The organism is Leuconostoc falkenbergense, assembly GCF_014634805.1.
Lineage (GTDB): Bacteria > Bacillota > Bacilli > Lactobacillales > Lactobacillaceae > Leuconostoc > Leuconostoc falkenbergense.
The window spans coordinates 41,747-65,742 of sequence record NZ_BMBS01000001.1 but is presented as its reverse complement, the minus strand read 5'-3'; the positions used below and the strand labels follow the sequence as shown (position 1 = coordinate 65,742).

The window sequence follows — 23,996 nt, the reverse complement described above, 5'->3', positions numbered from 1 at the left end:
GACAATTAATTGGAGAAAACTATGATCAAGCTAATTCTTTCAGATCTCGATGAGACGTTACTTAATGATGATGGCACGATTCATCCTGAAAACATCACAGCAGTTCAAAAGTTCGTGCAACAAGGTGGCTATTTTGTTCCTAATACAGGAAGATCATACAAATCAGTGTTTGGTACGTTAGCTACTTTGGGACTAAACAAACAAGAAAAACAATATGTTGTGTCCTACAATGGTGGTGCTATTGTTGAGGTGCACGCTGATGGTTCTGAGAAAATTGTTGTACAGCATGGCATGTCACCCAACCTAGCTAAAGAAATTTTCAAATTAGGTCAGATTCAAAACGACATTGATACCCATATTTATACGCTTGATACGCTATTTATTCATAATATTTCATCAGCTGATAAAGCGTATATGGCGGAACGTTCCGTGCCGTATGTTGAAATGCCTAATGACGATTTGAACTTTTTATCTAATGAGAAGCCAATCATGAAAGTCATTTTTGAGCATACTGACCATGAAGTTTTGCGTGCGATTGATAAAACTGTTAATGCCAAATTAGCGGATCAAGTGCTGACGACATATAGTTCAGATCGCTATGTAGAATTTAATCCTAAGGGCAGTGATAAAGGGTCAACAGGGCTAGAATTAGCTGATTTGCTAGGTATTGCGCATAATGAAGTTGCCGCGTTGGGTGATAGTTTGAATGACTCTTCTCAGATTAAAGCCGCTGGTGTCGGTGCAGCTGTTGCCAATGCAAAGCCGGAAATTAAAGCCATTGCTAATTTGATTTTGGATAAAACCAATAATGAAGGCGCTGTGGCTGAGTTTATCAACACTCATTTGGAGGGCTAAATGTTTAATTTGGCAGCGCGTATTGTTTTGCCATTGATTGCGATTGTGGCCTTTATTAGTATATTTCTGTTATACTATCATCATTATCTAACACTTTGGTTAACCATTTTGTTAGTCGTCATATTAGTTATACTGGTTAATATCGGGTATATTTGGTTATATTGGCAAAAACAAAAAATGCAACATGAGGAAGATGATGCTTGAAATGACGGAAACTGCGAATCCTAAATCTCTTTGGCTTCGCATAATTAATTTTGGTTTAGTAATATTTTTGATGATGTTTGCACCTGCTTTTTTGGGATTAGCGAGTGCAAGTTCTGTTTTATGGGAACAGATTTTGTGGGCATCGGTCATGGTTGTGGTGTATATTGCGATAGGCATATACGCCTACCGTTTGCTCAAAGCAACGGCCATAACGCCTATTTTTCAACCTAATTCATCACCAAAAAGGAAAAGTTTCTGGTGGCTGGTTGGCATGTGGTTGCTTATGTTGGCCATTGAGTTAACTATTGCAAACTTAAGAGTCAATTTAACAGGTGAGACGACAACAGCAAATGAAGAAGCCATCAATCAGTTGACTTCAAATCTAAATGTCACAATGATTGCCATGATTATCTATGCTGTGATCTTAGCACCAGTTGTCGAAGAGCTGGTTTTTAGAGGGCTAGTTCTCAATTACTTTTTCCGACGCAATTGGTGGTGGGGAAATATCATTTTATCGGGTGTGATATTCGCTTTTCCACACATGGGTCTGATTCCCACCACGTTATCAGACGGATTGAGTTATTTAATGTACGCCAGCATGGGTATGGTGTTAGCCTATGTGTATAAAAAAACAGGTGCGATTCAAAATAATATTGCGATTCACATGCTGAATAATGGTGTGACTATGATACCGCTGTTACTATTGGCCATCAATAAAATGCAACATTAAAAAAGATGCGTTCAGCATATGAACGCATCTTTTTTAAATTTAGAATTGTAGTAATTCTTTTGATGTATGTGTGTAAGGTACGAAACCATCTCGGCTCATGTAGCCACTATCTTCAATTCGAACGCCAGCAACGCCAGGAACATAAATACCTGGTTCAATTGAAAATACCATACCTTCTTCAAGGGTCATATCATTGCCTGCCATAATTGAAGGGAATTCGTGTACTGAAGATCCTAAACCGTGGCCAAGGCGGTGATTGAAGTATTCGCCATATCCAGCTTTGGTAATGATGTCACGCGCTACGGCGTCTAACTCGCTAGCTGTCATGCCAACTTTAGCTTGTGATTGTGCTGCTAGCTGAGCTTCTAAAGTGACAGCATGAATTCGTTTAGCTTCATCACTCACTGGCCCAAATGCGACTGTTCTGGTAGCATCTGAGGCGTAACCTTCTGTCATTGTGCCTAAATCAAATAGTGCCATTTCGCCGGCACTAAGAGTGCGACTAGAGGTTGAACCGTGGGGATCAGCGGCATGATCACCAAATTGAACGAGTGTTTCAAAACTCATGCCAACCACACCTGATTTTTTGAGCTGATATTCTAGCTCAGCAGCGACAGCGAGTTCTGAAACACCTTCTTTTAATGCTTGGAAGCCAATTTCAAAGGCACGGTCGGCATCGCGTCCGGCAGCTTTCATGTGTTCAATTTCAGCTGGCATTTTGATGAGGCGCAACTTGTTAACTTGGTCAGTGATATCGGTGATGAATTGTGCTGCTGGAAATGCTGCTTGTAGCAAATTCAAGCGAGCAACAGTCATATTATCTGCTTCGATAGCAAAAAAGGTACCATGAGTCGCAGCTTGAATGTGCGCAGCCAACTTTGACCAAGGGTTTTCTTGGTCTTCATAACCAAAAGCTTCATACTGCCAGCCACTTTCTTTCATACTATTAACTTCAAGTGCAGGGCCAAATAAAAATGGCTCATGATCAGCTAACAAGACCAAAGCTAGTACACGTTCAATTGGATCAGATTCAAAGCCACTCAAATAGGCAACACTATGATAGTTTGTGATGATTGCACCACTTAGGTTTTGATCGTTTAACCAATTCGTTAATTGATTGATTTTTTCTGAGTTCATAAAATTATCTACCTCGTAGTTTACTATGTCTTTATTGTATCACTTTCATTTCTTGTTGTTTTTCTTGTAACAAATTGAAACAATTGTGAAAACGTGTAAATTAGTCATTGTAAGCGTTTGCAAATTGTGTTTATTTTGCTATAATGAAATGAGATGACTTAAAATATGGATTGTGTCAAATTAATGAATTGAAAGAGGACTATATTATGCAAAAAAAGCAGACAGCTACAATATATGATGTTGCTAGTCGTGTTGGGGTGTCTTTGGCAACTGTTTCACGAGTAGTGAACGGTAATAGTAATGTACGTGAATCAACTAAACGTAAGGTTTTGGATGCAATTGAAGCGTTAGGATACCATCCTAACGCTGTGGCTAGAGGACTAGCTTCAAAAAAGACAACCACTATCGGGGTAGTCATGCCTGATGTGACCGATATGTATTACTCTGAATTAGCACGTGGTATTGATGATGTAGCCAACATGTATCATTATGATGTTTTGTTAACAAACACAGACGAAGATCCTGTGCGTGAGACAATGGCTGTCAACAACCTTGCTAGTAAACAAGTAGACGGTATTATTTTCATGGGAAATGAATTGGATCGTGAAATACTTAATACAATTGCGGCAGTTGATGCCCCGGTTGTTTTGGCAGGCTCACTAGATGAAGAAGGAATTTTGCCAAGTGTCAATATTGACTATGTTGCTGCCGTCAAAGAGGCGACTGAACTTCTAATCCGTAACAAACATGATCGTGTGGCACTTGTAACTGGACCAATGGTTCATGCTATTAACAAGCATCACCGCCTAGTTGGCTACCAAGCTGGTCTAGAAGCAGCTAATATTGCATTTGACGATAGTTTACTTTTTGCGACACACCAAGATTACTCAGCTGGACTTCAAGTAGCCGAAAAAATTTTTGCTGCTCAAGCCACAGCGGCTGTCGTATATGATGATGAAGTCGCACTTGGTATTATGAATTATATGCGGGATCACGGTAAATCAGTTCCTGAAGATTTTGAAATCATTACATCCAACGACACAAAGTTTGCAATTGTGACAAGGCCTGAGTTGACATCAATTGGCCAACCTAAATACGACATTGGTGCGGTAGCAATGAGAATGTTAACAAAGCTAATGAATAACGAAGTGGTTGATGATATGCAAGTACAATTGCCACATACCTTTGAAAAGCGCGGTACAACAATTAACCCACAACCTTAAAATTGCGTGAAACAAGTCTTTTTTGGTTCGTTTTCTTAATTTTTGTGTTTGACTTTAATTTTAAAGAAACATAATCGAAATAATTGACATATTATATTAATGAAAGTAAACTAAAACAGATGGTTTGCTTTTTATTTTGCATCTAGATGTAAAAATAACGACAAAATCTTTACTGGGTGGGAATTGATGGTTATAATCTCATGAATAATCAAAAGAGACGCTATATTACTGGATTTGATGGGTTGCGCGCACTCGCCGTATGCGGGGTAATTTTATTTCATTTATTGCCGACTAAAATTGTTGGTGGGTGGCTAGGCGTACCACTTTTTTTTGTCATTTCTGGTTATTTAATTACAGACATTTTGATCCAAGAATATGATAGAACGGCCACGATTGCAGCGGTCAAATTTTACATACGTCGATTAAAACGGCTTTATCCAGCATTAGTTATGATGCTTTTGATGACGACAACCGTTATTTTAGCTTTTGATCAGCGACTAATTTTTAATTTACGGCAAGTTATATTAACTAATTTGACCTATGCCTATAATTTTTGGGCGATTGGGCATGGACAATCCTATTTTCAACAATTTGGTGGTGAATCACCGTTTACTCATTTATGGTCATTGTCGATTGAGGGACAATTTTATCTTATTTGGCCGTTTGTCGTCTGGTTTATTCTCAAAAAGGGTTATAAGCGACTTAATGTTGCGATTGGTTTATTGACTGCTTCACTTATCAGTGCAATATTAATGGCAATCTTATACTCACCGACCACCATTAATCGGGTTTATTATGGCACTGATACGCGTGTTTTTGCAATATTGTTAGGCACCGCCTTGGCTTTTGTTTGGCCATCTAGCAAGTTATCGACACAAATTGAAGACAAAACAAGACTGTATTTAAATAGTATTGGGACAGCTGCTTTAGTTATTTTGATTGCTGGGATGATATGGGTAAATGGACAATTCACTGCAACCTATTATGGTTTAATGTATTTATTTACTGCTGATGTTGCCATATTGGTTGCCGTTACGGCACATCCTGCTTCGTGGTACAGTCGATTGCTCGACAATAAAATATTGAATTATCTTGGCACACGGTCTTATAGTATCTATCTCTATCAATTGCCGGTCTTTGTTTTTTATGAAAAATTTGTCTCAAATTATGAGCCAACCTTTGTTAATTTACTAATAGAAGTTATATTAGTTCTGGTATTAAGTGAATTAAGCTATCGGTATATTGAAAATGTTATACGACGTGATGGCAAGCTACACCAATTTTGGCACTGGCTATTGCATTCTCGTAATCGTTTTTTCCTCTTTATGACACCGGCCCTACTTTTGTTATTGTTTGTCGGTCATGGACTAGCAGATAAAAAAGCTGCTTTACCTCATCCTAAAACACGATTGCAAAAACAATTAACTAAAAATCAGGCAGAAGTTGCAAAACGTAATAAAATTGCTGAAAAAGCAGCTTCATCTTCTGCCCAAAGTAAAACAAAGCATGCGCAGTTGTCTGAGGGTGATCAAAAGATTATTGCTGATTACGGATTACAAACAAACGCCTACCTAGCCTTTAAGAATATGCAATTCACAGCAATTGGCGACTCAGTCATGTTAGATGCCGCACCTTATTTGCAAGAAGTTGATCCGAACATGAACGTTGATGCAGAAGTTGGGCGTCAGGCTTATCAAACTCCGGGTATCATAGATGGCATGGCACATAGTGGCAAACTGGCTCCCAATATTTTAATGGGTCTGGGCACCAACGGTGAAGTGAAAAGGCCTGATTTAGATCGCATGATGCATACTTTTGGTGCTAAGCGACAAGTGTATTGGATGAACAATTTTGTTCAAAGTAAGCCATGGCAAAATAGTAATAATGATATGCTTGCTGCTGCACAAAAAGACTACAAGAATTTGCACGTGATTGATTGGTTTAGTCTGGCCAAACAACACACGGATTGGTTCGCGGATGATGGTGTTCATCAGGGGCCAACTGGTGATCGTAACTACGTTCGTTTGTTGGTAGAAAAGACAGCTGAAGTGAATCATATTGAATAAAACATCGAGAGATGTTTTTTTTGTAACTTGAAAAAAATAATGTAAAAGATTAGAATGATTATAAATAACGTATTTAGGGGGATTTCATGTTTAAAAATATCAGGCAACTCACACCTTTTTCAGCTGTGCTGTTAGCCATCGCGTTTATTATGTCAATTAGCCAGTCAACGATGACAACGACTTATCCGATTTTAATGGCTAGTTTTCATGTTGATGCAAGTACTGTACAGTGGTTAACAACCGGTTTTATGGTCGCCATGACCTTGGTGATGCCGCTCAGTCCATGGTTGCTAGATAACATTTTATTGAAGCCACTGTTGAATGGTATTGTTACAGTATTTGTGATTGGCACCGCAATTGCTATGCTCACACCATCTTTTGCTGGTATCATTGTTGGCCGATTACTGGAAGGCATAGCTGTCGGTGCGCTTTTTCCCACATTTCAAAGTGTTATCATTGAAAATACAGCGAAATCAGATCGTGGTCTCACCATGGGCGTGGTTGGTTTGGTGATGGGGTCAGCTCTAGCAGTGGGACCAATTATTTCTGGTATCGTTTTGCAGTATGTTTCTTGGCGGGCTTTATTTGGATTATTTCTTGTAACTCTGGTCCTGCTCACCGTGAGTTTGCAACCTTTAATTGAAAATACGCATACCATTCATCATTCAAAATTTGATTGGGTATCGGCAATCACGTTAATTGGTTTCGGTGGGTTACTATACAGTCTATCAACTATTGCAAACACGAAACTAACGATAACATGGTGGCTTATTGTCATCATAAGCATCGCTTTATTAGTGACTTTTGTTGTCCGTCAAATGAGTCATCAACAACCATTTCTTAATTTATCAGTATTTAAGTATCGTGGTTTTACGCCAGCTATGATTTTGACAGGACTATCTTATTCAGGACTGATTACAGCTACGGTCTTGATGCCACTATTTTATCAACGTGTCTTTCATATTACGCCACTATGGTCTGGACTGCTTATGGTACCGGCAGCGGTTGTACTCAGCCAATTAAACCCAAGGGCGGGTTATTTATTAACGCGCATAGGATTGAAAAATCTTGTTTATATTGGCATGGTAATGATGATTGTTGGCTATCTTTTGTTAAATCAGTTAGGTACGCAATCATGGCTTTTTGGTCTAGTGGCAGCTATTTTGCTTGAAGGTGGTAACGCTTTTATCATGATGCCAGCTGTGACTGCAGCAAATAATGTTTTACCAAAAGAACTTGTGAGCCATGGCACAGCGGTCATTACAACTATGCGTCAGGTTATTGGCGCAGGAAGCGTTGTCATTTTGGGTATATTAGTGACTCGTTTTGGTCGAATTGAGTCAATTGGTGTAGCATTGACGCGAACTAGTGGTTGGTTTATATTGGTACCAGCAATTGGTATTTTGTTAGCGATGCGATTACCTCATAGTAAAAATTGAATCAATTGGGTGCAAAATAGTAAAAGGGCTTTACAGTCCTTTTTTATTCACTTAAAATAAGAATTAGTAGAAATGAGGCAAAAAAATGACAACAGTATATCAGCATGGTACTTTAGCACAATTAATGGCCAAGCAAATGGCGGGAACGATTACGGTCGGTGAATTGCTTACACACGGTGATACAGGCATTGGAACACTGGATGGGTTGGATGGCGAAGTCATCATTTTAAATGGTGATGTTTACCAAGCAGATAGTACCGGTGCAGTGAACCATATTACTGATAAGGAAACGACATTACCATTCGCGTCAGTTCATTTTGATCAGCCAGACATTAGTTATCAATTACCATTTAATGCAACGACTTACCAAAATTTATCATCGCAATTAACAGAAAAACAAATCGACAACGTTTTTTCAGCTTTGAAATTACATGGTCATTTTACTCACGTTCATGTTCGCGTGGCACCAAAACAGACAAAACCGTATCCTAGTCTTTTGACAGTTGCGCAGCACCAACCAGAATTTGAAACCCGTGATGTGCAAGGCACACTTGTTGGTTATTATGCACCAGCTGTCTTCGGTGGCGCTACTGCGGCTGGCTGGCATTTGCATTTTCTCGCTGATGATCATCAATTTGCTGGTCATGTGTTAGATTTCGAGGCTGATGATATGGTAGGCAGTTTATTGATTTTTGATGAGTTTGAGCAGCACTTACCAATTGATAATCATGATTTTAGAGCAATGAAACAAGATATGGCCGGTTTGCAAGATGGCATTGAAGCAAGTGAGGGAGGAAGAAAATAATGGCGCAAAAACCATTAGTCATTGGTGTAACCGGTGGTTCTGGCTCGGGAAAAACGACAGTGAGTCGCGAATTAGTGGCACGTATTCCTGATAACAGTGCTATTTTGTTACAACAAGATGCATACTATCGCGACCAGTCTGACAAGCCATTTGAAGAACGCGTCAAAACGAATTATGATCACCCTGATTCTTTTGAAACTGACTTGTTTGTTGCTGACTTAGGTCGCTTGTTGGCTAGAGAAGCTATTGACAAACCTGTCTATGATTATGAGAAACACACACGTTCCAGTGATGTGATTCATGTGCTTCCAGCTGATGTCATTATTGTTGACGGCGTTTTGTTATTTAATGACAAACGAGTCCGTGATTTACTTGATTTAAAAGTGTACGTTGACACTGATGATGATATTCGTTTCTTACGACGTTTGGAACGAGATATTGAAGAACGTGGTCGCACGGTTCGTGGTGTTATTGAACAATATCTTGCGACAGTGAAGCCAATGTATCATCAATTTGTTGAGCCAACCAAGCGCTATGCAAATATCATTGTCCCCGAGGGTGGACAAAATAAGGTTGCTATTGATATGATTACCAACCAAATACTAGCTATGTTGAAAGCACAATAAAAAGCGACGTTTATTTATAAACGTCGCTTTTTATTGTGCACGTGTTTCTTCAATTGTATCGCGCATCGTATCAACGACACTTTGTGTGTCTTCCGATAATTGTGAACCAACCAAAGTGAACAGGGTATCAATAATCGTGATTTGGGCTATCAGTGAACTCATTGATTCGCTACGAAAATTAACCTCTTCGGCTAGGGATAACAACACTAAATCTGCAAGTTTAGCAAGCGGTGAGTCTGGGAAAGATGTAATAGCAATGATTTTGACATGATTCTCAGATAATTTTTGAGCAATTAGCAAAGTATCTTTGTTACGTCCAGAATGCGAAATGACAACGGCAACATCCGTGTGATCAAGTCTAACGGCCTGCATTAATTGGACGTCATAATCAGGATGGGCAATGACATCAATCGGTGTTCGTAAAAATTTGTGATAGGCGTTAAAAGCAACAATTGACGACCCACCAATGCCAAAAAAGCCAACCCGTCGTGCACTAATCAAACATTGCGTGGCTTGCTCTAGTTGGTCAATTGTCAAGTTATTAACCGTAGCTGCGAGTGCATTTTCAGCGCCACGAAAAACCTTTTGAGCAATGGCAACGGTGTCATCTGTGTCCACAATTTCCCCAAAAAATTCCACAGGTGATTTCTGAACTGAGATGCGGGCAAGATCAACTGAAAAATCACGAAAAGAATCGAAACCAATTTTTTTGACAAATCGTGAAATGGTTGCTGTTGAAACACCAGAACCATCAGACATTTCTTGAATCGTGGCTTCTTGTGCCTGTGAAACATTATGAATAATATAATCAATTAATTTCTGTTCAGTTGTATTATATTGTTTGCGCTGTACCCTGAGTTGGGTAATGATGTTTTTCGGCATAGTAATTTGTACTCCAATATACTAATCATACAAGATGAGAAAACATTTTTCAATAAAGGGTTGCAAACTGTAAATTATTTTCATATAATAAAAGTGTACTAAAAACACAAAAAATAAAGAGGTATGTAAACATGAAGTTTGCGATGATCGGCCTTGGTAAGATGGGCTTGAACTTGGTTAAGAACGCCGTTGATAACGGTCATGAAGTGGTAGCGTTCGATTTGAATGCTGACTTCGTCAAAGAAGCAACTGACTATTCAGCTTCAATTGAAGGCGCTTCAGACATCGATGATATGTTGTCAAAGTTGCCATCTCCTAAAGCTGTTTGGGTTATGGTGCCAGCAGGCGTACCAACTAACTCAACTATCGATACATTGATTGCCAAGATGGACAAGGGTGACATCATTATTGATGGTGGTAACTCTAACTACAAAGACAACTTGGAACAAAACAAGCGTACAACTGCTGCAGGTATCAAGTTCTTTGATGCCGGTACTTCAGGTGGTATGAACGGTGCCCGTAATGGTGGTAACTTCATGATTGGTGGCGATGACGCCGAAGCATGGCAAGTTATTGAACCACTTTTCAAGTCAATCGCTGAAGAAGATGGTTACTTGTATACAGGTCGTTTGGGATCAGGTCATTATTTGAAGATGGTTCACAACGGTATCGAATACGGTATGATGCAAGCAATTGCCGAAGGATTCGAAGTATTGGAAGCCTCACAATTTGACTACGACTATGAAGCTGTTTCAAAGTTGTGGAACCACGGATCAGTTATCCGCTCATGGTTGATGGAATTGGCTGAAGAACAGTTCGCCAAGGATCCACATTTGGATGCTATTGCTGGTCGTATGCATTCTTCAGGTGAAGGTAAGTGGACAGTGCAGGAATCATTGGATTTGGATGTTCCAGCACCAGTTATTTACTTGTCTTTGGCAATGCGTTACCGTTCATTGCAAGATGACACATTTACAGGTAAGGTTGTTTCAGCTTTGCGTAACGGCTTCGGTGGTCACGCAATGGACGCTGCCAAGTAATAAGAATCTGTTCGTTTTCTTGGATAGAAGCTCCCATATTGGGAGCTTTTTCTGTGTTAATGCAATAATGTTCAACGTTTAACAATTATTAATTGTGTAATTTGAGGTGAACACATGGAATATATGATTGGTGTCGATTTAGGCACAACGTCAACTAAAGCAGTTTTGTTTGACGATAAAGATCAGGTTGTAACCAGTGCTAATAAAGGTTATCCATTGTATCGTGATGTACCAGATATGGCGGAAGAAGACCTAAATGAAATTTTTGATGCCCTAATTGAAGCATTAACTGATGTCGTGCGTGCTGCTGATTTAAAAGACGGTGACAAAATTGCCGCCGTTTCATTCAGTTCAGCGATGCATTCTTTAATTGCTTTTGATAAAAACTGGAAGCCATTGACACGTGTTATTACGTGGGCTGATACACGAGCAGTTAAGTATACAGAAGAACTGAAATCTAATGGTTTAGGCGCTCAAATTTATAAAAAAACTGGAACGCCTATTCATCCGATGGCACCTTTGTCAAAGCTATTATGGCTGAAAGAGGAACATCATGACGTTTATGAAAATGCTGCGCACTATTTAGGTATCAAAGAGTATTTATTCCATCGCTTGTTTGGCAGCAATAAAATGGATATTTCGATTGCCTCTGGTACTGGATTGTTTAATATTTTCAATCTTGATTGGGATGAACAGGCACTTACAGTGACTGGCGTCACAAAATCACAATTACCAAAACCGGTTGAACCATATGAATATGAAACAAATATGGTCGCTGAGTATGCTGCGGTGATTGGTATTCCAGCAGACACACCTTTTGTTTATGGTGCTGGCGATGGGCCACTATCAAATTTGGGTGTTAATGCTGTTAAACCGGGTGTGGCGGCCATTACTATTGGTACGTCTGGTGCTATTCGCGTGGTTGCTGATGAACCAGTGATTGATCCTAAGGGACGTACTTTTACGTACGCATTGGATAAGGATCATTGGGTCGTTGGTGGTCCCGTTAATAATGGTGGTGATGTATTCCGTTGGGCACGTGATAACATGTTTGACGCTGAAAAATCTACCGCTGCTTTGCTGGGAGAAGATGCGTATGATTTGATGACTGAAATTGCTTCTCGCATTCCAGCTGGATCAGAAGGATTGATTTTCCATCCATACTTAGGTGGCGAACGTGCACCAATTTGGGATGCTAATGCTCGCGGTTCATTCTTTGGACTTAACCATGCACACACGCGTGCCCACATGCTAAGGTCTGTCTTAGAGGGCATTACTTTCAACGTTTATATGGTCAGCCTAGCTTTGGAAGAAGTTGTTGGTGGACTGAAGTCAATTCAAGCCACTGGTGGCTTTGCTCGGTCACCACTTTGGCGTCAAATGTTCGCTGATATCTTCGAACAACCAGTAACTGTGCCAGAGGCATTTGAATCTGGTTCGTTGGCAGCAGTAATTGTTGCCCAAAAAGCATTGGGTAAGATTGACGATTTGTACGAAATTGAAAAGTATGTTGGTGCTTCTAATACTTACCAACCAGATCCGGAAAATTTCGAGGCTTATCGAGAATTAGCACCAATTTTCATCAGATTATCGCGCCAATTGCAGACGGAATATGAAAATATTGCTAATTATCAAAGAAAACATTCTAAGTAAACAGCTAATCAAAATATTTAAGTACGGTTAAATATTGGTGTCTACATTAGCTTTTACTGATAACCATAAAAGGAGAAAGCGGTTTTTAAGCCGGCTATATATACACATGGAATTCGTCATGTTGATCGTGTCCATCTTAATTTTGTTGTTGTTGATTGCAAAATTAAAATTAAACACATTCGTATCATTAATTATCACTGCGTTTATTTTAGCGCTGCTGCTTGGCATGAAGCCAATGCAAATTCCTGACGCTGTCCTCGGTGCACAAGGCGTCGGAAATATTCTTGGTCCCAACTCAGTTATTTTCATCTTTGGTGGAATGATTGGTCGTTTGGTGGCAGACGCAGGTGGTTCATATCGCATTGCCAAGACATTAATTGATTGGTTTGGTGTGAAACGCTTGCAATGGGCTGTTTTGATTGCATCATTTATTATTGGTATTTCAATGATTTTTGGTGTTGGTATGGTACTTTTGATACCAATTGTGTTCGCAGTTGCCATTGAAGCCGGCGTGCCATTACTTTATTTAGGTGTTTCAATGACTGCTGCTTTGAGCTCTGCTCAAGGCTTCTTACCACCACAGCCAGCACCAACCGCTGTTGCATCAGCTTTGGGTGCTAATATTGGTATGATGTTGATCTTTGGTTTGGTCGTGTCAGTGATTACTGCCGTGGTTGCTGGGCCAATGTTTACTAAACTTGCTCAAAAATATGCACCTGGTGCATTCCAATTTAAAACAGAAATAGAAGCAGTAGGACCAGTCAAGGAATATGATCTCAAAGCAACACCAAACTTTGGTTTGTCAGTTTTGACCTCTGTCTTTCCATTGATATTTATGATTATAGCTACCGTTTATAAGCTAATATACACTGGTGGTGTGACTCCTAAAAATCCAACAATGGTTGACCAAGTGGTTGAGTTTGCTGCCAATCCTGCGGTTGCTATGACAATTGCTTTGGTATTTGCTATCTTTACAATGGGAATCTGGCAACAAAAGTCTATGACTGAAGTAGGTAAATCACTAAATGAAGGTATGGCTGCTGTTGCAGGTATTCTGTTAATTGTTGGTGGTGGTGGTGCTTTGCGTGGTGTCTTGGTTACCTCTGGCCTATCTGACAAAATTGCTACAACTTTCCAAGCAGGGGGCTCAATGAGCCCTATCGCTGTGGTACTATTTGCTTGGGCTGTTGCTGCGGTGTTGCGTGTCTCAGTTGGTTCAGCAACTGTTGCGGGCATGACTGCTGCTGGTATTGTTACAGGTATTTTGGCTTCTAATCCAGGAAATACATTACTACCAGTATTTGTTGCCTTAGCAATTGGTGCCGGTTCATTGATAGCATCGCACGTCAATGATGCTGGTTTCTGGATTTTTAAAGAATTCTTTGACTTGAGTGTTAAGCAAACGTTCCAAATTTGGACGGTACTAGAAACAATTATTTCAGTGACAGGTTTGATTGTCATTTTGATTATGACAACTATTTTCGCTTAAACTGCTAAACCACCTTAAAAGGTGGTTTTTTTATTTGAGGGAGTTTATCCCATGATAATAAAAATATAATAACTTTCATTTTATTTTCATGGGAATGTTGACACTAAGATGAGAAAATGTTAATATATTATAATAACTTTTAAGCGTTGAAGGGATAAACATATGTCAGAATTAAATAAAAAAACAGGCTGGTTTCACAAAGCGTCGCCTGTAAGTTTTACGGAAAGTGATCGACACTTACGTAAAACTTTGGGTGTCAAAGAAATGTTGGCGCTAGGAATTGGAACTATTGTTTCCACAGCCATTTTTACTTTACCGGGAATTGTTGCAGCTAATCATGCGGGACCAGCAGTTGCAATTTCGTTTGTTATTGCTGCGATAGTGGCCGGACTTGCGGCCTTTGCCTATGCTGAATTTGCATCTGCATTGCCATTTGCGGGTTCTGCTTATTCATGGGCTAATGTTGTGTTTGGTGAGGTTTTTGGATGGATAGCTGGTTGGGCACTTTTGGCTGAGTACTTTATTGCTGTTGCATTCGTTGCGTCAGGGTGGTCAGCTAATTTCAAACTATTTTTAGCGTCTCATCATTTAGCGTTGCCGAAAGCGTTAGCAGGATCATTTGTTGCAGGTAATGGTGGCATAATTGATATTTCATCCTTGTTTGCTGTTTTGATTGTTGCTATTTTACTTTGGCGAGGTACAAATACAACCGCTCGAGTAGAAAATGTGTTGGTTATCGGTAAAGTTGCTGTCATTTTGATTTTTATTGCTGTTGGTTTGACAGCAATTCATCCTAGTAACTATGTACCATTTATTCCAGCGCACAAGGCTGGTACGGAGTTCGGTGGTTGGACAGGCATATTCGCCGGTGCCTCACAAATATTCTTGGCTTATATCGGATTTGATTCGATTGCAGCTAACTCCGCTGAAGCAAAGAACCCAAAGAAGACGATGCCTCGTGGTATTATTGGATCACTCATCATTGCTACGATTTTGTTTGTTACGGTTGCTTTGGTTCTGGTTGGTATGTTCCCTTATTCTAAGTATGCTGACAATGCTGCGCCAGCTGCTTGGGCATTATTGCAGTCAGGACATGTCTTTACTTCAAATCTATTGTCTATTGTTGCTTTGATTGGTATGTTCACAGCCATCATTGGTATGATGCTTGCAGGATCACGATTGCTGTATGCTTTTGGACGTGATGGTTTGTTGCCAAACTTTTTGGGTAAGGTTAACGATAAGGGGCTTCCTAACAATGCGTTATTAGCATTATCAGTAATTGCAATTTTGATTGGATCGGTTTTCAGTTTCACTGAGTTAGCTGGTTTGATTTCTGCTGGTACATTAATTGCCTTTATGATTGTTTCCCTTGGTATTTATGCTTTGCGCCCACGTGAAGGTAAGGATATTCAAGAACCTGGCTTCAAAATGCCATTTTATCCTGTGTTACCAGCGTTAGCTGCCTTAGGATCAGGATTCATTTTTTATGAATTAGATGATCAGGCTAAAATATACGCATTTGGCTGGTTTGCACTAGGTTTGATAATTTATGCCATTTATGGTGCCAAACATAGTAAATTATCTCGAAATTAATTGACAAAGTCCTGTTGTTTCAGGGCTTTTATTGTACACAAATCATAAATGAAAGCTGCCTCATATGTCGAAAAATACGGAAATTTTAAATGAAGAAAAGGTTTATTTAGCTGATGCAACACGAGTTAAGTATTTTGATATTGTGATTGATCATGGTAGTGGTGCCATTATTACTGATGCCAATGGTCACGACTATATTGATTTGTTAGCCAGTGCTAGTGCTACCAATACGGGGCATTCACATCCAAAAGTGGTTGAGGCAATTACCCAGCAAGCGCAGAAATTAATTCAGTATACGCCGGCTTACTTTGCTAACACAACAACAGCTCAGTTGGCAAAACGTCTGGCAGATATTGCACCAGGAAATTTTGATAAACAAGTCGCTTTTGGCAATTCTGGTTCTGATGCTAATGATGCGATTATCAAATTTGCTCGCGGATATACTGGCCGATCCTATGTTGTTAGCTTCACTGGTGCTTATCATGGGTCGACGTATGGCTCTATGTCAATTTCAGGTGTGAGTTTGAATATGACGCGAAAAGTTGGCCCTCTACTGCCAGATGTTATTAAAGTACCATATCCCGATCAAACGCAACGCTTGGTTAATGAAAGTGATGACGATTTTTCTAATCGACTATTCAAACAATTTATGCTACCATTTGAAACCTATTTACCCGCCGATGAAGTGGCGTTAGTCATTATCGAGCCAATTCAAGGTGATGGTGGCATTGTTAAAGCCCCACAACGTTTTATGACGTTAGTTTATAATTTTACGCGTGAACATAATATTGTGTTTGCTGTTGATGAAGTTAATCAAGGGCTTGGTCGAACAGGAAAAATGTGGTCTATTGATCATTTTGGTATAGTACCTGATCTGATGAGCATTGGTAAATCAATTGCAAGTGGCTTACCATTAAGTGCAGTTGTGGGACGTCGAGATATCATGTCGAGTTTATCAGCGCCTGCTAACGTTTATACAACGGCCGGTAATCCAGTCACGGCAGCAGCAGCGCTGGCGACATTAGACATTATCGAGCAAGAACAGTTGGTTTTGCGTTCGTATGAATTAGGGAAAATTGCAAAAACATTTTTTGAAAATGCAGCACAACGTTATCATTTTATCGGTGATGTTCGCATGTATGGCTTAAATGGCGGCATTGATATCATTGATAATCAAGGACAGCCAGACACGCATGCGACCAATCAATTGATATACCGTATATTTGAGCTTGGCGCGATTATGATTAGCTTGAGAGGCAATATTTTACGTTTTCAGCCCCCACTAGTCATTAAGGAAGAAGAACTAACCAAAGCGTTGGCGATTATTGATCAGGCTTTTTCAGATTTAGAAGCGGGAAAAATTGTATTACCACAAACTGATAGTCATATTGGTTGGTGATATGATATAATTGATTTGGCATTGGATATATGGCCTTGTGTATTGTCAATTAGAAATGTGTTGGCTGATGAAAAACACACGTATATGAGGTTGTGCTCCCAAAACTAGATGTGATTGAAAAATCACCGCGTCTCGGCGTTATGAGCTATAAAGGTAAAGATCAAAGATCATTACAAATTGCGGTGGTACCACGGTAAAGCGTCCGCACTTTGTTTTGGTCTTTTTATATTAATTAAGGAGAAAACTTGTCATGAAAGAGTTGAGTTCAGCAGAAATTCGTCAAATGTTTTTAGACTTTTTTGCTTCTAAAGGGCATGAAATCGTGCCTTCAAAAAATCTGATTCCGCAAGATGATCCAACACTATTGTGGATTAACTCAGGTGTTGCGACATTAAAAAAATATTTTGATGGTACAGTGGTGCCTAAAAATCCGCGTATTACAAACGCTCAGAAAGCTATTCGTACCAATGATATTGAAAATGTAGGCAAGACAGCACGTCATCATACTTTGTTTGAAATGATGGGTAATTTTTCAATTGGTGACTATTTCAAAGCCGAAGTGATTCCATGGGCATGGGAACTGCTCACGAGTCCAGAGTGGTATGGTTTGGATAAAGAAAAGCTTTATGTCACTGTTTACCCGAAAGATCAAGAAGCAAAACAAATTTGGCAGGAAAAAACAGATTTACCAGATGGCCATATTTACGAAGTAGAAGATAATTTTTGGGATATCGGTGAGGGCCCATCAGGTCCTGATTCAGAAATTTTCTTTGATCGGGGACCAGCATTTCAAGATTTACCAGACAATGATCCTGAAATGTATCCCGGTGGTGAAAATGAACGGTACTTAGAAATTTGGAATATCGTGTTTTCACAGTTTAATCATTTGCCGGGGTTGACTGATAATTCGCAATACCCTGAATTACCACATAAAAATATCGATACAGGTATGGGATTGGAACGTGTCGTTTCTGTTTTCCAAAATGGTCGAACTAACTTTGATACTGATCTCTTCTTGCCTATTATTCATGCCACAGAAGCTTTAACAGATGGTTTTGTTTATGATGATAGTCAAGATAGTGAAAGCAATACTAGTTTTAAAGTGATTGCCGATCATATTCGTGCTATCACATTTGCAATTGGTGATGGTGCGTTGCCGTCAAACGAAGGACGCGGATATGTTATCCGTCGTTTACTTCGTCGTGCTGTATTGCATGGACAAAAGTTAGGCATTAAGGGCGAATTTTTGACTAAGTTAGTCCCAGTTGTTGGTGAAATTATGGTGAGTTATTATCCAGAAATTTCAGAAAACGCAACGAAAATTCAAAAAACAATTGCCTCTGAGGAAAAACGATTTAATGTAACATTAGCTGGTGGCTTGGCTTTATTGAATGACGTGATTGCTGACGCCAAAAAGAATGGTCAACACCAAATTAGCGGTCTGGATGCTTTCAAACTGTCTGATACGTATGGTTTCCCCCTAGAATTGACACAAGAGCAAGCTGCTGATGCAGGCTTAACAGTTGATGTTGATGGCTATCGTGATGCTTTACAAGCGCAACGTGAGCGCGCTCGTGCAGCACGTTCTAGTGACAAGTCAATGGGTGTTCAAAATGCTGTTCTAACTGATTTGAAAGTGGATTCTAAGTATGTTGGATGGTCTGAAACAAAGGTTTCAAATGCCGAAATTGTTGCGATTATTGGTCAAGATAGCGCTGGTGTTGACGCGTTATTAGATAGTGCCACTGCAGGTCAAACAACGCAACTTGTATTTGATGTGACACCATTTTATGCTGAAATGGGTGGTCAAGTGCCTGACTTTGGTGACATTTCAAATCAGGCTGGTGCGCTCATTGGACATGTTGTTGATGTACAGACAGCGCCAAATGGACAGCATATTCATACCGTCGAAGTAATATCTGACTTTAATTTAGGTGACCGTGTTACGCTTGAAGTTGACATGGCACGTCACATTGCTGTTTCAAAAAATCATACAGCGACCCACATGCTTGATCAAGCACTACGGAATGTGATAGGTGGGGATGTGCATCAAGCTGGTTCGCTTGTTGAACCTGACTACTTACGTTTCGATTTTAACCATGATGGTCCAGTTTCTGATAATGATTTAGATGAAATTGCTGTAATGGTCAACCAAGAAATTGCCAAAAATTTGCCGATTACATGGGTTGAAACAGATATTGAGTCAGCTAGAAAACTGGGTGCTGTGGCGGTGTTCGGTGAGAAGTATGGTGAAAAAGTCCGAGTCGTTTCTATTGGTGATTTTAACAAAGAATTTGATGGTGGCACGCATGCCAATAGTACGGCGGAACTAGGCATTTTCAAAATTGTCAGCGAATCCGGTATTGGCGCTGGTGTACGCCGAATTGAAGCTGTCACAGGATTAGCAGCATTAGCATTATACCAGTCTGAAGAAAAAGCATTGAAACAAATTGCTAATGGCTTGAAAGCACAAAAATTAATAGATACACCTAATAAAGTGAGCGAACTGCAAGCTGAATTGCGTAATACACAGCGTCAAAATGAGTCTCTTGCCGCACAATTAGCTAATGCTAAATCGGGCGAGATTTTTGACGATGTTCAAACAGTCAACAATCACAGTTATATTGCGAAAGCGCTGACTGTGAATGGCATTGATGGTCTCCGACAAGTGGCTGATAATTGGAAAGAAAAGCAGCCCTCTGATATTTTGGTTTTGGCATCAGCTGCAGAAGGTAAGGTGAGCTTGATTGTTGCTGCTTCATCTGAAGCGATTAAGCAAGGAATCAAAGCAGGAGATTTAATTAAATCCATTGCACCAAAAATTGGTGGTGGTGGTGGTGGCAGACCAGACATGGCACAAGCAGGTGGTAAAAATCCTGATGGTATCACAGACGCATTGGCAGCCGTTGCAGATTTCTTAGCTGATAAGTAATTTTTTTGTAACTTGATTGAGAAAATAATTTAGTATTATAGTGAGTAGTAAGTAACAATGTGTCAATCACATTGCATTTTGAAGAGAAAGGAGCGTGTACCATGACAGTAGGAGATGAAACGGCTGTTTTTGACTTTGGAAATCAGTTGCCTAAGGATATTCATGAAACATTAGAAATTGTGTATAATGCACTGGAAGAAAAGGGCTATAATCCAATTAACCAGATTGTAGGTTACTTGATGTCTGGAGACCCAGCTTATATTCCGCGTTTGAATGATGCTCGAAATTTGATTAAACGTCACGAACGAGACGAAATAATTGAAGAGCTCGTACACGCCTATTTAGATAAATAATGCGACTATTAGGATTAGATGTTGGTAGTCGAACAGTGGGCGTTGCGGTCAGTGATCCAATGGGTTGGACTGCACAAGGTGTCGAAATTATTCGTATCAACGAGGATGAAGAGCAATTTGGACTAGAGCGTCTTGGTGAGATTATCAAAGAAAAGCAAGTTAAGGGTGTTGTTCTGGGTCTACCTAAAAACATGAATAACAGTGAAGGGCCCCGTGCCGAAGCAGCTCGTCAATACGCCAAAATGGTTGAAGAGCACTTTAATTTGCCCACGGATTTTCAAGATGAGCGGCTCACAACTGTTCAAGCTGAACGCATGTTAATTGAAGAAGCTGATGTATCACGTAAAAAGCGGAAACAAGTCATTGATAAAATTGCTGCAGAATTTATTTTACAGAATTATCTGGATGCGAACGGTAAATTAACTAAATAACTCAAAACGCGCTGTTCTTGGTATACGGATCAGCGCGTTTACGTTATAATGAAATCATTAACAGTTAAAGGAAATGACTATGAGTGAAAATAACCAAGAAGTACAAAAAATTACCCTAATTGATGAAAACGGTGATGAAGCGCTTTATGAAATTCTCTTCACGTTCCATTCTGATGAATATAGCAAAGATTATATTTTGTTAGTCCCTGAGGGTGTTGAGGATGATGAGGAAGTTGATATACAAGCCTACATTTTCAACCCTGATGAAAATGGTGATGCTACCGAAGAAGAACTTATTCAAATTGAAGACGACAAAGAGTGGGATATGGTCGAAGAAGTGCTTAACACTTTCTTGGACGATGATACGAACTTTAACTAAATTGAATTAAAATGTACCTTATAATTTTGTTTGACCAAATTACAAGGTACATTTTTATTGCAAAAAATTATAAAAGCCTTTAAATCAAGCTTATCAAGTGATAAACTATTCATAGAGAACTTCTTGTGTAATACATCAAGTTGAATATTTGAAAGTATTGATTGTCATAATAATCGACACCAATACGTTGGAGGAATAGTTATGGTTGCATTAGTGGGCATACTAGATTTAGCGCGATTCCAATTCGCGATGACCACGATTTTTCACTTTTTCTTTGTACCAATGTCAATAGGATTAGCTGTTGTCGTTGCGTTAATGGAAACGTTGTATGTCATCAAAAAAGATGAGACGTACAAAAAAATGACACAGTTTTGGGGTAAGATTTTCTTACTCAGTTTTGCTGTGGGTGTCGTGACAGGTATTATTCAAGAATTCCAGTTTGGTATGAACTGGTCTGAATATTCAAGATACGTTGGTGACATTTTTGGTGCGCCATTGGCGATTGAGGCTTTGGTTGCTTTCTTTGCGGAGTCAACCTTTATTGGTTTGTGGTCGTTTACATGGGACCGATTTAAGCCAGCCATTCATTTAATTTTTATTTGGGTTGTCGCTTTTGCATCAAGTATTTCTGCTTTATGGATTTTAGCAGCCAATTCATTCATGCAAAATCCAGTTGGTTATGCAATTGACAACCACATGGGTCGAGCTGAATTAAAAAGTTTTGGTGCTCTGCTGACAAACAAACAGCTTTGGATCGAATTTCCGCACGTTTTAGTTGGTACTTTTGTAACAGGTGGTTTTATCGTTGCTGGCATGGCAGCGTTTAAATTGCTCAAATTAAAAAAAGGTGACAAACAAATTGATTTCTTCCGTAAGTCAATTAATGTTGCCTTAGTTGTTGCTTTGGTTGGTGTTGGTGGCGCCTTGATTACGGGTGATCAACATGCCTTTGAGTTGCAGTCAATGCAGCCTATGAAGTACGCTGCCATGGAAGGTGTTGATACAACTCTTGATGCATCCAAAAGAACTGATAAAGCACAACCTTGGTCATTGATTTCAGTGACTAATCCTGCAACACATCGTGTCATTGCCAAAATTGAAATTCCTTATGCATTGTCAATTCTTGGTAATCACTCTTTGACTGGCGGGAAAACTACTGGTACAACTGAGCTTGAAAAGCAATTTGAAAAGAAATACGGTAAAACAACTGATGGTATCAAAAACTACTATGTACCAGAAAATACGTTGTTTTATTCATTCCGTGTGATGGCAATGGGCGCTGGATTACTTGGCCTTGTCGCCGTTGTTGCACTATGGTTTAACCGTAAGAAGTCTAATTTAATTTTGTCTCAGCGCTGGTTCTTATGGATAATGGGTGTTATGACATTTTTCCCATTCGTGGTTAATACAGCCGGATGGTTGGTCACTGAATTGGGTCGTTTCCCTTGGGTTGTTTATGGTTTGATGACAATCGCAGATGCTGTTTCGCCAAATGTTTCAGCTGCTTCATTGCTGATTTCTAACATTGTTTACTTCTTAACTTTTGCTGCCTTGGGTGGTGTCATGATTTGGTTGTCTCGACGCGTGCTTCATGCTGGTCCGGATGCAGAGGAAGAAGCAGAAGCTTCACCACGTGACCCTTATGAACATCTATCAGGAAGTGAGGTAGAAGCATAATGAGTTTTCTACAAATTTTATGGTTCATATTAATAGCTGTTTTGTGGTCAGGATTCTTATTCTTAGAGGGTTATGACTTTGGCGTTGGTATGCAGTTTGCCTTTAACGCACGAAATCAAAAAGATCGGCAGGCGCTATATGAAGCGATTGGACCGAATTGGGATGCCAACGAAGTCTGGCTTTTGACTGCTGGTGGTGCCACTTTTGCTGCCTTTCCTTATTGGTATGCATCACTATTTTCTGGTTTTTATTTACTTTTGTTTATTGTCTTGATGGCATTGATTTACCGTGGTGTGTCATTTGAATTTCGTGAGCACATGCCAACTATTCAAGGTACGCAACTTTGGGAAAGATTGATTGCGCTGTCTTCGTTCATTGCACCATTCTTCTTAGGTATGATTTTTACAGCGATGGTTTCCGGTATGCCAATGGATGCCAAAGGTAACATTTCGGCAGGATTCTTCGATTATGTTACGCCATTTACACTAGTGGGCGGTGTCGCAGTTGCACTAATGAGCTATGTTCACGGCCTTAACTACACGCGTTTGCGGATTGATGGTGATTTGCGTGTTCGTGCTTTAACACAGCTAAAAGTTTTGTATCCACTACTTTTGGCAGGTGAAGCATTGTTTGCTGTTTTGCTGTTTTTCTACACTGACTTTTTGCAAACAAAAACATTGTGGACTTTGCTAATTCTGGTAGCAATTGTTGTAACAACCTTGCTTGGTTGGTACTTGGCTATTGCTAAGACAAAAGAGGGTGTGCCATTTGTGTTATCTGGTTTGACATTAGTGGAAGTTGTCGTTTTGCTATTTGTAGGTATGTTTCCTCGTGTGATGGTTGCAGCTGATCCATTACACAGCCTAAAAATCATTAATGCATCTTCGTCACCTTACACTTTAAAAGTGATGACTATTGTCGTCTTAACTGCCTTACCAATTACCCTTGCTTACCAAATTTGGAGTTTCTGGGTATTCCGTAAGCGCATTGTCGCGGACAAAGTGGTTGAATAATAAAACAAAAAACGTTTACAATTGATGTGAGCGTTTTTTAGTTTAAGGAGAGTATGCTGAATAATTGAAT

At 39.7% G+C, this 23,996-nt stretch carries 21 protein-coding genes; 19 read left to right on the top strand and 2 right to left on the bottom strand.

All coding sequences use genetic code 11. The annotated features are described in order from the left end of the window. The first annotated feature begins 21 nt into the window (after positions 1 to 21). Genes IEU71_RS00370 through IEU71_RS00360 form a run of 3 tightly spaced genes read left to right on the top strand, consistent with a single transcriptional unit; the run spans position 22 to position 1,789 of the window. Positions 22 to 855: a Cof-type HAD-IIB family hydrolase gene (locus IEU71_RS00370; RefSeq protein WP_004915407.1), complete on the top strand. Its 834-nt coding sequence runs from the start codon at positions 22 to 24 to the stop codon at positions 853 to 855. Further along, a complete protein-coding gene (locus IEU71_RS00365; RefSeq protein ID WP_004915404.1) occupies positions 856 to 1,059 on the top strand; it encodes a hypothetical protein in 204 nt (67 codons plus the stop codon). Then, positions 1,052 to 1,789 carry a CPBP family intramembrane glutamic endopeptidase gene (locus IEU71_RS00360; RefSeq protein WP_004915400.1) on the top strand — a complete coding sequence of 246 codons (738 nt, stop codon included), beginning with the start codon at positions 1,052 to 1,054 and terminating at the stop codon, positions 1,787 to 1,789. Before IEU71_RS00365 ends, IEU71_RS00360 begins: the two co-directional genes overlap by 8 nt. Positions 1,790 to 1,828: 39 nt before the next feature. Here the strand turns inward: IEU71_RS00360 and IEU71_RS00355 are convergent, their stop codons facing one another. Further along, positions 1,829 to 2,926 (bottom strand): M24 family metallopeptidase, encoded by a 1,098-nt coding sequence (locus IEU71_RS00355; RefSeq protein WP_004915398.1) that lies wholly within the window; start codon positions 2,924 to 2,926, stop codon positions 1,829 to 1,831. Between the two features lie 206 nt (positions 2,927 to 3,132). Between IEU71_RS00355 and ccpA the strand changes: the two genes are divergently transcribed. From ccpA to udk, 5 genes are all read left to right on the top strand, one after another. After that, complete coding sequence (gene ccpA / locus IEU71_RS00350) at positions 3,133 to 4,149, top strand: catabolite control protein A (RefSeq protein WP_004915397.1); 1,017 nt, start codon at positions 3,133 to 3,135, stop codon at positions 4,147 to 4,149. Between the two features lie 200 nt (positions 4,150 to 4,349). Beyond that, on the top strand, positions 4,350 to 6,215 hold the full coding sequence (locus IEU71_RS00345; RefSeq protein ID WP_004915395.1) for an acyltransferase family protein: 1,866 nt from the start codon (positions 4,350 to 4,352) through the stop codon (positions 6,213 to 6,215). An 86-nt stretch (positions 6,216 to 6,301) separates the two neighbouring features. Further along, positions 6,302 to 7,654 (top strand): MFS transporter, encoded by a 1,353-nt coding sequence (locus IEU71_RS00340; protein ID WP_004915392.1) that lies wholly within the window; start codon positions 6,302 to 6,304, stop codon positions 7,652 to 7,654. Positions 7,655 to 7,739: 85 nt separating this feature from the next. Continuing rightward, the gene (gene budA, locus IEU71_RS00335; protein WP_004915391.1) at positions 7,740 to 8,459 is read left to right on the top strand and encodes an acetolactate decarboxylase; all 720 of its coding nucleotides are present in this window, start codon (positions 7,740 to 7,742) and stop codon (positions 8,457 to 8,459) included. After that, positions 8,459 to 9,085: a uridine kinase gene (udk, locus tag IEU71_RS00330; protein WP_004915389.1), complete on the top strand. Its 627-nt coding sequence runs from the start codon at positions 8,459 to 8,461 to the stop codon at positions 9,083 to 9,085. The genes budA and udk overlap by 1 nt, the downstream gene beginning before the upstream one ends. A gap of 30 nt (positions 9,086 to 9,115) precedes the next feature. Here the strand turns inward: udk and IEU71_RS00325 are convergent, their stop codons facing one another. Further along, positions 9,116 to 9,967 (bottom strand): MurR/RpiR family transcriptional regulator, encoded by an 852-nt coding sequence (locus IEU71_RS00325; protein ID WP_004910831.1) that lies wholly within the window; start codon positions 9,965 to 9,967, stop codon positions 9,116 to 9,118. 131 nt (positions 9,968 to 10,098) lie between these two features. On the opposite strand from IEU71_RS00325, the gene gnd reads away from it, so the two are divergent. The 11 genes from gnd (at position 10,099) to cydB (ending at position 23,926) form a co-directional block, all read left to right on the top strand. Next, the gene (gnd, locus tag IEU71_RS00320) at positions 10,099 to 11,007 is read left to right on the top strand and encodes a phosphogluconate dehydrogenase (NAD(+)-dependent, decarboxylating) (RefSeq protein WP_004910833.1); all 909 of its coding nucleotides are present in this window, start codon (positions 10,099 to 10,101) and stop codon (positions 11,005 to 11,007) included. A gap of 114 nt (positions 11,008 to 11,121) precedes the next feature. After that, entirely contained in the window at positions 11,122 to 12,660 is a 1,539-nt protein-coding gene (gene gntK, locus IEU71_RS00315; RefSeq protein WP_004910835.1) for a gluconokinase, read from the top strand. Positions 12,661 to 12,766: 106 nt separating this feature from the next. Beyond that, positions 12,767 to 14,149, top strand: a complete 1,383-nt coding sequence (locus IEU71_RS00310; protein ID WP_036066408.1) for a gluconate:H+ symporter — start codon at positions 12,767 to 12,769, stop codon at positions 14,147 to 14,149. Between the two features lie 162 nt (positions 14,150 to 14,311). After that, positions 14,312 to 15,742, top strand: a complete 1,431-nt coding sequence (locus IEU71_RS00305) for an APC family permease (RefSeq protein ID WP_004910838.1) — start codon at positions 14,312 to 14,314, stop codon at positions 15,740 to 15,742. A gap of 64 nt (positions 15,743 to 15,806) precedes the next feature. Then, entirely contained in the window at positions 15,807 to 17,141 is a 1,335-nt protein-coding gene (locus IEU71_RS00300; RefSeq protein ID WP_004910840.1) for an aspartate aminotransferase family protein, read from the top strand. 250 nt (positions 17,142 to 17,391) lie between these two features. Continuing rightward, entirely contained in the window at positions 17,392 to 20,073 is a 2,682-nt protein-coding gene (alaS, locus tag IEU71_RS00295) for an alanine--tRNA ligase (protein WP_004910842.1), read from the top strand. A gap of 101 nt (positions 20,074 to 20,174) precedes the next feature. Next, on the top strand, positions 20,175 to 20,426 hold the full coding sequence (locus tag IEU71_RS00290; protein ID WP_004910843.1) for an IreB family regulatory phosphoprotein: 252 nt from the start codon (positions 20,175 to 20,177) through the stop codon (positions 20,424 to 20,426). Continuing rightward, positions 20,426 to 20,857 (top strand): Holliday junction resolvase RuvX, encoded by a 432-nt coding sequence (gene ruvX / locus IEU71_RS00285; protein WP_004910845.1) that lies wholly within the window; start codon positions 20,426 to 20,428, stop codon positions 20,855 to 20,857. The genes IEU71_RS00290 and ruvX overlap by 1 nt, the downstream gene beginning before the upstream one ends. Positions 20,858 to 20,936: 79 nt before the next feature. Continuing rightward, complete coding sequence (locus IEU71_RS00280) at positions 20,937 to 21,236, top strand: DUF1292 domain-containing protein (protein WP_004910847.1); 300 nt, start codon at positions 20,937 to 20,939, stop codon at positions 21,234 to 21,236. 201 nt (positions 21,237 to 21,437) lie between these two features. Beyond that, the gene (locus IEU71_RS00275) at positions 21,438 to 22,913 is read left to right on the top strand and encodes a cytochrome ubiquinol oxidase subunit I (RefSeq protein ID WP_004910849.1); all 1,476 of its coding nucleotides are present in this window, start codon (positions 21,438 to 21,440) and stop codon (positions 22,911 to 22,913) included. Beyond that, on the top strand, positions 22,913 to 23,926 hold the full coding sequence (gene cydB / locus IEU71_RS00270) for a cytochrome d ubiquinol oxidase subunit II (protein ID WP_004910851.1): 1,014 nt from the start codon (positions 22,913 to 22,915) through the stop codon (positions 23,924 to 23,926). The genes IEU71_RS00275 and cydB overlap by 1 nt, the downstream gene beginning before the upstream one ends. Positions 23,927 to 23,996: the final 70 nt, after the last annotated feature.